This is a genomic window from Oleiphilus sp. HI0079 (assembly GCF_001635105.1).
In genome coordinates this window covers 1-1,058 of record NZ_LWFT01000848.1, presented here as the reverse complement: position 1 = coordinate 1,058, position 1,058 = coordinate 1, and the positions used below count along the sequence as shown (strand labels likewise).

Below are 1,058 nucleotides of genomic sequence, written 5' to 3'. Positions count from 1 at the left end.
AATATAACCTTCCTCAAGGCGCAGATTGAGCAAACCAACCTCAGTAGCATGCAAAGCGTGTTTTATGACTTGATCGAAGAACAGACGAAAACGCTAATGCTGGCATCGGGTACGCGGGATTACGTGTTCAGAGAGGTTAGTGCGCCGCGTATTGCAGAAAAAAAATCTAAGCCCAACCGTGCTTTGATCTGCATAATGGGGGCGCTGTTTGGCGGAATGTTTGGGGTAGTGATGGGTTTTGTTTACGGTACGAAGAAGAATAGAAATAACAAGCAAAAGGATAAGCAAGTATGAAAAACTTTGCATTAATCGGCGCAGCTGGATATATCGCGCCGCGTCATATGAAAGCCATAAAAGACACGAATAATAACCTTGTAGCGGCTGTCGATAAAAATGACTCTGTCGGCATTATTGATAGTCACTTCCCAGAGGCAGCATTTTTTACTGAGTTTGAACGTTTTGATCGTTATATCGACAAGCTAAAGCGCAAGAATCATGGTTCAGCTATCGACTACGTTTCAATTTGTTCACCGAACTACTTACACGATGCGCATATGCGTTTTGGCTTACGAGCGGGTGCTGATGTAATTTGCGAAAAGCCATTAGTACTTAACCCATGGAATATTGATGGCCTGCAAGAGATTGAAAAAGACACAAGCCAAAAAGTAAACACGATTCTGCAGTTGCGTGTGCATCCATCTATCATTGCCTTGCGCGATAAAATCCAAAACGCTCAGTTGACCAAAAAGTGCGAAGTAGACTTAACCTACATTACTTCGCGCGGCAAATGGTACTTACATTCCTGGAAAGGCGATGAGGAAAAATCAGGTGGTATAGCTACGAATATCGGCGTGCACTTTTACGATATGTTGCATTTTATCTTTGGTGAGCTGCAAGAAAACGTTGTTCACTATAAGTCAGACACAAAGTCAGCCGGCTACTTAGAGTACGAAAACGCACGCGTTCGCTGGTTCTTGTCGATTGACTACAACGATGTGCCGGATGATGTAAAAGCCACGGGCCAGCGCACCTTCCGTTCGATCACCTGTGATGGTGAA

General features: G+C 44.1%; 1 protein-coding gene and 1 pseudogene. Both read left to right on the top strand.

From position 1 onward, the window contains the following. A pseudogene (locus A3750_RS26215) lies at nt 1-294 on the top strand (hypothetical protein); the annotation flags it as partial. Next, a partial coding sequence (locus tag A3750_RS15775; protein ID WP_068548433.1) for a Gfo/Idh/MocA family protein occupies nt 291-1,058 on the top strand: 768 nt, incomplete at its 3' end. The pseudogene A3750_RS26215 and the gene A3750_RS15775, both read left to right, overlap by 4 nt.